The sequence below is a fragment of the Pseudoclavibacter helvolus genome, assembly GCF_014191305.1.
Classification (GTDB): domain Bacteria; phylum Actinomycetota; class Actinomycetes; order Actinomycetales; family Microbacteriaceae; genus Pseudoclavibacter; species Pseudoclavibacter helvolus.
On the sequence record NZ_JACHWJ010000009.1, the window covers coordinates 20,238 to 28,218 of the forward strand.

The window sequence follows — 7,981 nt, forward strand, 5'->3', positions numbered from 1 at the left end:
GGTGGGTGCTACGCGTTGTGGCGCGTGTAGGCGGGGGCCCGGAGCCCGAGGATCGCCTCGGTCATCCGCGTCGCATCCACTGCCTCCGGGACGTTGTGCATGCGGACGATGCGCGCTCCGAGCAGGATGCACGTCACGGCGGAAGCGAGCGACCCGGCGACTCGATCCCGCTTCTCACGGTCAAGGGTCTCGCCGATGAAGTCCTTGTTCGAGACGGCAGCAAGCGCGGGGAAGCCGAGCGACGAGATCTCGTCAAAGCGTCGCGTGAGCTCGAGCGTGTGCAGGGTGTTCTTGTTGAGGTCGTGGCCAGGGTCGACGATGAGCTGCTCGTCCCCGACGCCCAGGTCGATGGCGCGCTCCGCTCGGACCTGCAAGAAGGCGCGCACTTCGCCTACGACGTCGTCGTACTGGGGGCGGGCGAGCTCAGCCCTCGGCGCGGCGACGCTGTGCGTGATAACCAGCTGGGCGCCTGAGCCGGCGACAACTCGAGCGAGGTCCTCGTCGCGGAGACCGCTCGTGTCGTTGATGATCCCGGCGCCGGCCTGGATGCACGCCTCGGCGACCCGTGCGCGGTACGTTTCCGCGGAGATCGGCACCTGAGTGCGCTCGCGCACGGCGCGGATCACGGGGACGACCCGTTCGATCTCCTCGGCCTCGGAGAGCTCCTCCCCCGGCGCGAACGGCTGCCCGCCGATGTCGACGATGTCGGCCCCTGCCCGCTCGGCCGCGAGCACAGCATCCACCGCGCTCTGCAACGCGAAGGTGGCGCCGCCGTCGTAGAACGAGTCAGGCGTGCGATTCACGATCGCCATCACGGCAACCCGACGCGAGAAGTCGAACGACTCGCCGGGCCCCAGCCGGTGCACCGGACTACGCAGCCCTGGGAACGCGAGGGGCGGGTGCTGATCGGGGTCATGGTGCCTGCGCTCGAGCATTGCATCAGCGTACGGGAGAGCGCATTCTCTCGGTTGAGAACCAGGCCGCTGGAAAACAAAAGCCCCTCCGCACCGAGGTGCGGAGGGGCAATGGGGCCGCCTGCGAGAATCGAACTCGCGACCTATTCATTACGAGTGAATCGCTCTGCCGACTGAGCTAAGGCGGCCTGCCTGCAGCTCAACCCCTGGGGCGCTGAACTCGACACCAAAGCATAACGCACACTTTGCTCAAGTGCACATCGGGGTGTCGCGGTCAGCAGACCAGGCCTTCGGCAGGCACCGTCCCGTCGATGAAGTAGGCGTCGACGGCACCCGTGATGCAGCTGTCGCCCTGCGTGTAGGCAAGGTGCCCCTCGCCCTCGAACGTGACAAGCACGGCGGATTCGAGCTGCTCGGTCACGGCCTCAGCCCACGCGTACGGTGTGGCCGGGTCGCCGGTCGTGCCGATCACGAGGACGGGGTCGGCCCCGGCTCCGGTAACGGGCGCGAGCTCGTTGGTCGACGGGAACGCCCACTGCTGACAGGTCGTGTCACCGAGCGCCTCAGGCCCCGGGATGCCGATAGGGGTCGACTCCGCGATCTGCCGGTTGAAGTCGGCGATCTTGGCCGGGTCCGTCTCGACCGGGTAGTCGAGGCAGTTGATGGCGGTGAAGGCTTCGAACATGTTGTCCGCGTAGGTGCCGTCAGGCTCGCGACCGTAGTACGAGTCGCTCAGCAGGAAGAAGCCTGCCGGATCGCCCGCGGTCTCGTAGGTGGCGAACGCGTCGCTCAGGTACGGCCAGCTCTGGTCGTTGTAGAGGGCCGAGCTGATGGCCGTGTCGATGACACCGCTCGTGAGTTTCCTCCCGTCTGCGTTCACGGGGAGGGTCTCGTCAGCCTCGGCCATGAGGGTGTTGATCTTGGCGATCGCGTCGTCGACGGTGCCCGTGAAGGGGCAGCTCGTCGTCGTCAGGCAGTCCTCGAGATACGTGCGCGTGGCCTCACCGAACGCGCCCTGCTGCGCCAGCACGACCTCGAACGTCGACAGGGTCGGGTCGGTAGCGCCATCAAGCACAACCCGCCCAACCGTCTCGGGGAACATGTCGATGTACTGCGCGCCGATGTCGGTGCCGTAGGAGAAGCCGAAGTAGTTGACCTTGGGGTCGCCGACAAGCGCCCGCATCATGTCGAGGTCCTTGACGGTGCTCTTCGTGTCGACGAACTCGAGCAGCGCGCCCGTGTTCTCGAGGCAGTCGTCGGCGAACTCCTTCGAGTTCGCGGTCACCTCGGCGATGATCTGCTCGTCGGTGGCGGTCTCAGCGTCGAGGTTCTCGTTGACGCCGTAGAACCACTCGTCCATTCCGGCATCGTCGCGGCAGTCAACGGCGCTCGATTCGCCCACGCCTCGTGGGTCCCAGCCCACGATGTCGAAGTTCTCCATGAGCTCCGGCGTGAAGACGTACTCGGCGCTGTCGCGCACGAACGAGACACCGGATGCGCCTGGGCCGCCCGGGTTCGTGAAGATCGTTCCGAGCGAGTTGCCGCTGGCCGCCGGCACCTTCACCATGGCGAGCTCGATCTTCTCCGATGTCCCGTCGGCCCAGTTCATGGGTGCTTCCGCGGTTGCGCACTCTCGCCCGTTGCCGCAGGCATCCCAGTCGAGGTCCTGCTCGTAGAACGCCTGGATGCTCGGCTCAAGCCCGGTCGGGATGACGTCGACGTCCTCCTGCGGGCCGCTCCCCCCTCCGGAGCCGCCGCCTGCGAGCGTTGTGATGAGCGTGCATCCGCTGAGCACGAAGATCGCGGCGCCAGTCAGGAGCGAGGCGCCGATGCCGCGCGACGCGACGCGACGACGGGTGGTCGGTGTCTTCATGATGCTCCCTGTTGCTTCGGCGTCCAGCTGATCAAGAATGCCTCCAGGACAAGCGCGACGGGCACGTTTGCGGCGAGTCGTGCTCTGGCCTTGCTGACCGCGTCGATGCTCGTGAGCACGTCGTCCGAGCTGCGGGAGTTCGTCGCTGCTTCCAGTTCGTGTCTTCTGTGCTCGTTGACGAGCTCGACCGGCAGCTGGAGTTGGAGCATGAGCAGGTCGCGCAGGAGGGAGACGGAGTCGGTGAGGATGCGGTCGATCGCGTCGACCTGGCCGCGCTTGGCCCTGCGCTTCTGGTGCTCCTCGAGCTCGCGGATCTGCCCTCGAAGCTGCCTCGGCACCGCCTGCCCCGGCGTGAGCCCGAGCGACAGGAATGCCGCGGCCCGCTCCTTGTCGTCGCGGTCCGCCGCGTTGGCGGTCGCGTCCTCGTCGGCGATCGTAACGAGCTGCGCGGCCTTGCGGACGGCATCGCCGGTCGTGCGGATGTCGAGGAGGCCGTCGAGCGACGCGTCGCGCCGCCCCCAGGCTTCCTCGCTGGTGGCAAGCCGCTTGGCCATGCCGACGTGGCTCTGAGCCTCGCGCGCCGCGCGGAGGGCGATGTCCGGTTCGATGCCGTCGCGTCGCACAAGCAGCCCAGCGACGTCGCGCACCTCTGGCACGCGCAGGCGGACGCTGCGCACGCGCGAGCGGATCGTGGGCAGCAGGTCGGCCTCGCTCGGCGCGCAGAGCACCCAGACCGTCGACTCCGGCGGCTCCTCGATGGCCTTGAGCAGGGTGTTCGACGTGCGCGCCACCATGCGGTCTGCGTCCTCGACGATGATGACCCGGTAGCGCCCCGTCATGGGCGACATCGATGCGCGTTCCACGAGCTCACGCGCCGTCTTGATGTCGAGTTGCACGGTCTCAGTGACGACTGCCGTGAGGTCAGGGTGCGAGCGAGCACGCACCTGCACGCAGGACGGGCACACCCCGCATCCGTCGTTCGGGCACAGGAGCGCTGCCGCGAAGGCGTAGCCCATGTTGCTCCGACCTGAACCTGGAGGGCCGGTGATGAGCCAGGAGTTGGTCATGCCACTTGTATCGACGGCGCCTCGCTTGGAGGCCTTTGCCGCGTTCGTGAACAGGGCGATGGCGTCATCTTGACCTGAGAGGTCGTCCCACACGGTCATGGCTAGACGCCTGCCGGTCGCCGCTCGAGGAGCTCGGCGACGCGGGTGCGGATGCGTTCGGCCACGTGCTCGCGCGGCTGAGTTGCGTCTATCACGAGGAACCTGTCGGGGTCTGCGGATGCGAGGCCGAGGAAGGCCGTGCGCACGGAGTCGTGGAAGGCTTTCGATTCGGCTTCGAGCCTGTCGTAGGTGCCACGGGTGGCGCCGATGCGTCGGCGCCCCTCCTCCGGGTCGAGGTCGAAGAGCACCGTGAGGTCTGGGAGCAGACCGCGCGCCGCCCACAGCGAGAGGTCCCTGACCTCGTCGGCACCAAGTTCGCGCCCAGTGCCCTGGTAGGCGATCGACGAGTCGAGGTAGCGGTCCTGCACCACGATTTCGCCGCGCTCGAGCGCCGGGCGGACGACGGTCGCGATGTGGTGCGCGCGGTCGGCGGCGTACAGGAGTGCCTCTGCTCGCGCATCCATGTGCCCCTTTCGGTGCAGCACGAGCTCGCGAATGTCGGCGCCGAGGTCGGTGCCGCCGGGTTCGCGGGTGCGCACGACCGTCTTGCCGAGCGAGGTCAGCCAGTTCTCGAGCAGGCCAGAGTGCGTCGACTTACCTGCCCCGTCGCCGCCCTCGAGCGTGATGAAGAGACCCGTCATTCGGTGGTTGCTGCTTCGCTGGCCTTGGCTGCCGGCTTCTTGGCCGGTGCGCGCTTGGCCGCTGGCTTCTTCGCCGCCGTCGTCTTGGCGGCCGCAGACTTGGCGGCGGGCTTCTTCGCAGCCGGCTTCTTGGCTGCTGGCTTCTTCGCCGCCGTCGTCTTGCGCTTCACCGGTCCCTTGGCACGCTTGTCGGCGAGCATCTGCACGGCCTCCTCGAACGTGACGTCCTCGGGGTTCGCGCCCCGTGACACCGTCACGTTCGTCTCGCCGTCGGTCACGTATGGGCCGAAGCGGCCGTCCTTGATCTTGATCGGCTTGCCACTCACCGGGTCGGCTTCAAATTCCTTGATGGCCGCCTTTGTGGTGCGAGCGCCATACTTCGGCTGCGCGAAGAGCTCGTGCGCCGCCTCGAGCGTCACCGTGAAGATCTCATCCTCGCTGGTGAGCGACCGCGTGTCGGTGCCCTTCTTCAAGTACGGGCCGTAGCGGCCGTTCTGTGCCGTGATCTCGGCGCCCGTCTCGGAGTCCGCGCCGACCACGCGCGGCAGCTCGAGCAGCCCGATGGCCTGCTCGTAGGTGACCTGCTCCGGGATCATCGACTTGAAGAGCGACGCCGTGCGCGGCTTGTCGGCAGCGGCGGCCTTCTTGGCGCGCGGCTTCTTCACGGGTCGACCCTCGGCTGCTGCGGCCTTCGCTTCGGCTTCCTCTGCGAGCGCCTTCGCTTTCGCCTCCGCTTCAGCGGCCGCTTCCTCTGCCTCAGACGGGCCTTCGGTCACGTACGGTCCGAATCGGCCATCCTTCACGAGGATGCGCTTGCCGGTCTCGGGGACGACGCCGAGGACGCGGTCGGTCTGGATGGGGGCCTCGACGAGTTCGACAGCCTTCTCGGCCGTCAGCTCATCTGGAGCGAGGTCCTCGGGAACGTTGACGCGGCGGGGAGTCTCGCCTTCCGTCTCCGGCGCGACCTCGAGGTAGGGGCCGTAGCGGCCGATGCGAAGGACGATGCCCTCTGCGAGCGGCGTGGAGTTGATCTCGCGCGCATCGATCTCGCCGAGGTTGTCGATGACACCACGGAGCCCCTTGTGGTCTTCCGTGCCGAAGTAGAACCCACGCAGCCAGTCGTTGCGCTGCTCTGAGCCGGCGGCGATCCGGTCGAGGTCACCCTCCATCTGCGCCGTGAAGTTGTACTCGACGAGGTCGTGGAAGTGCTCTTCGAGGAGGCGAACCACGGAGAAGGCGGTCCAGCTGGGGACAAGGGCGCTGCCGCGGGGCGCGACGTAGCCGCGGTCGATGATGGTGGAGATGATGGACGCGTACGTGGAGGGGCGGCCAATGCCGAGCTCGTCGAGGGTCTTGACGAGGCTTGCTTCCGTGTAGCGCGGCGGCGGGCTCGTCTCGTGGCTCTTCGCCTCAGCCGTCTCGGGGTCGAGCTTCTGCCCCTTCGTGAGCGGCGGTAGCTTGGCCTCGGCGGTGGTCGAGTCGTCGCGGGCCTCATCCTTGCCCTCCTCGTAGGCGGCGAGGAAGCCCCGGAAGGTGATGACGGTGCCTGATGCCTGGAACTCCGCGACCCGGCTCGTGACCGTGCCCTGAGCGTCAGACACGTCGACCGGAGATGCGTCGATCGTGACGGTCGCCGTCTGGCCCTTGGCGTCCGCCATCTGCGAGGCGATCGTGCGCTTCCAGATGAGGTCGTAGAGCTTGAAGTCGTTGGGGCTGAGCTTGGGGCGGAGCTCGCTCGGCAACGCGAACGTAGACCCGGCCGGCCTGACGGCCTCGTGCGCCTCCTGGGCGTTCTTCGACTTGGAGCCGTAGAGGCGAGGGGACGCGGGAACGGTCTCTGCACCGTAGAGCTTGGCCGCCTGCGTGCGTGCGGCGTTGAGCGCCTGCGACGAGAGCGAAGAGGAGTCGGTACGCATGTACGTGATGTAGCCGTTTTCGTACAGCGACTGCGCGACGCTCATCGTCTGGCGTGCGGTGAAGCGCAGCTTGCGCGCAGCTTCCTGCTGCAGCGTCGACGTCGTGAACGGCGCGGCGGGACGGCGCGTGTACGGCTTGGACTCGACCGAGGAGACGGTGACAGGGACGGTGCCCGCAGCGAGCTGCACGGTCAACGTCGTCGCCTCGGCCTCACCGAGAATCACGGACGAGTTCTTGAGCACACCGTGGTCGTCGAAGTCGCGCCCGGTTGCCACGCGCTCGCCGTCGAGCTTCGTCAGGCGGGCCACGAAGGCGGAGCCTTCCTTGCCCTGCTCTGGTGCGAAGCGAGCTTCGACACCCCAGTAGCTGGCCTTCACGAATGCAAGGCGCTCACGCTCGCGGTCGACGATGAGACGGGTTGCCGCCGACTGAACGCGACCGGCGGAGAGGCCGGGGCCGACCTTGCGCCACAGCACGGGCGACACCTCGTAGCCGTAGAGGCGGTCGAGGATGCGCCTGGTCTCCTGGGCGTCGACGAGGTGGACGTCGATGTCGCGGGTGCGGTCCTTCGCGGCTTCGATCGCCTCGCGGGTGATCTCGTGGAACACCATGCGCTTGACGGGGACCTTCGGCTGCAGCACCTGGAGAAGGTGCCACGCGATGGCTTCTCCTTCGCGGTCCTCATCAGTTGCGAGGATGAGCTCGTCCGCATCCTTCAGAGCTCGCTTGAGCTCGGCGACGGTCTTTTTCTTCTGTTCGGAGACCACGTAGTACGGCTCGAACCCGTTGTCGACGTCGACGCTGAACTTCCCGAGCGAGCCCTTCTTGAGCTCTGGCGGGAGGTTCTTGGGCTCGATGAGGTCGCGAATGTGGCCGACAGAAGCGAGCACGGTGTAGTCATCACCGAGATACTGCGAGATGCTCTTCACTTTGGTCGGCGACTCGACGATGACCAGTGTGTTGCTGCCTGACACAAGCGTTCCTTGGATGGGTCTGCGTGCTTTCGCACGACGATTCCGGCTGGCCGGAGTGATGTGGGGGCTGTTGCCACCCGTCGTCGTCATTATATGGACGGGCTGGCTGGACGGAAGGCCTCCAACTGCTGGCGGCTCCGCCTCACGACTTCTCATTTCGGCGGCGGTCCTGCCCTCGACGGTTCCGAAAAGACGAACGGGCCGGACTTTACACGAACTCGCACAACGGCCTCACGGCCGCTGACCGTGCACTCCACGAGGAATGCCCCGTTCGCTCTCACGACTCGGGCCGCTTCGGAGCACGGTTCGCCGCTTCTGAGGCCAGAGGCGACATCGGCGGCGGCAAGTGCGCCAGCATCGGCCGCGGCCTGCGCCGACTGCCTCGCCGGGAAGGCGGCCAGCACGCTGACCGCCCCCACGGTGACGGCCAGGATGAGCAACGCCACTGCGAGTACGACGACGCCGCCGGCCCCGCGCTCCCGCTCAGGCTGCGGCT

General features: G+C 67.3%; 6 protein-coding genes and 1 tRNA gene. All 7 read right to left on the reverse strand.

Annotated elements, in window-relative coordinates; genetic code table 11:
* Positions 1 to 8: 8 nt before the first annotated feature.
* Positions 9 to 935: a dihydropteroate synthase gene (gene folP / locus FHX72_RS17605; RefSeq protein ID WP_183626787.1), complete on the reverse strand. Its 927-nt coding sequence runs from the start codon at positions 933 to 935 to the stop codon at positions 9 to 11.
* Between the two features lie 91 nt (positions 936 to 1,026).
* Positions 1,027 to 1,102, reverse strand: a tRNA-Thr gene (locus FHX72_RS17610).
* Positions 1,103 to 1,188: 86 nt separating this feature from the next.
* Positions 1,189 to 2,787: an alpha/beta hydrolase gene (locus FHX72_RS17615; RefSeq protein ID WP_183626789.1), complete on the reverse strand. Its 1,599-nt coding sequence runs from the start codon at positions 2,785 to 2,787 to the stop codon at positions 1,189 to 1,191.
* Positions 2,784 to 3,953, reverse strand: coding sequence for a DNA polymerase III subunit delta' (locus tag FHX72_RS17620; protein ID WP_183626058.1), 1,170 nt, complete (start codon positions 3,951 to 3,953; stop codon positions 2,784 to 2,786). Before FHX72_RS17620 ends, FHX72_RS17615 begins: the two co-directional genes overlap by 4 nt.
* A gap of 2 nt (positions 3,954 to 3,955) precedes the next feature.
* Positions 3,956 to 4,594, reverse strand: a complete 639-nt coding sequence (gene tmk / locus FHX72_RS17625) for a dTMP kinase (RefSeq protein ID WP_183626060.1) — start codon at positions 4,592 to 4,594, stop codon at positions 3,956 to 3,958.
* A complete protein-coding gene (topA, locus tag FHX72_RS17630; protein WP_338110144.1) occupies positions 4,591 to 7,485 on the reverse strand; it encodes a type I DNA topoisomerase in 2,895 nt (964 codons plus the stop codon). The genes tmk and topA overlap by 4 nt, the downstream gene beginning before the upstream one ends.
* 152 nt (positions 7,486 to 7,637) lie before the next feature.
* Positions 7,638 to 7,981 (reverse strand): Rv3654c family TadE-like protein (locus FHX72_RS17635; RefSeq protein ID WP_244964380.1); only part of this gene is annotated, 344 nt, incomplete at its 5' end.

Coding starts and splice junctions, on each gene's coding strand:
- folP (WP_183626787.1), bottom strand. CDS start 935: ATGCTCGAGCGCAGGCACCATGACCCCGATCAGCACCCGCCCCTCGCG.
- FHX72_RS17615 (WP_183626789.1), bottom strand. CDS start 2,787: ATGAAGACACCGACCACCCGTCGTCGCGTCGCGTCGCGCGGCATCGGC.
- FHX72_RS17620 (WP_183626058.1), bottom strand. CDS start 3,953: ATGACCGTGTGGGACGACCTCTCAGGTCAAGATGACGCCATCGCCCTG.
- tmk (WP_183626060.1), bottom strand. CDS start 4,594: ATGACGGGTCTCTTCATCACGCTCGAGGGCGGCGACGGGGCAGGTAAG.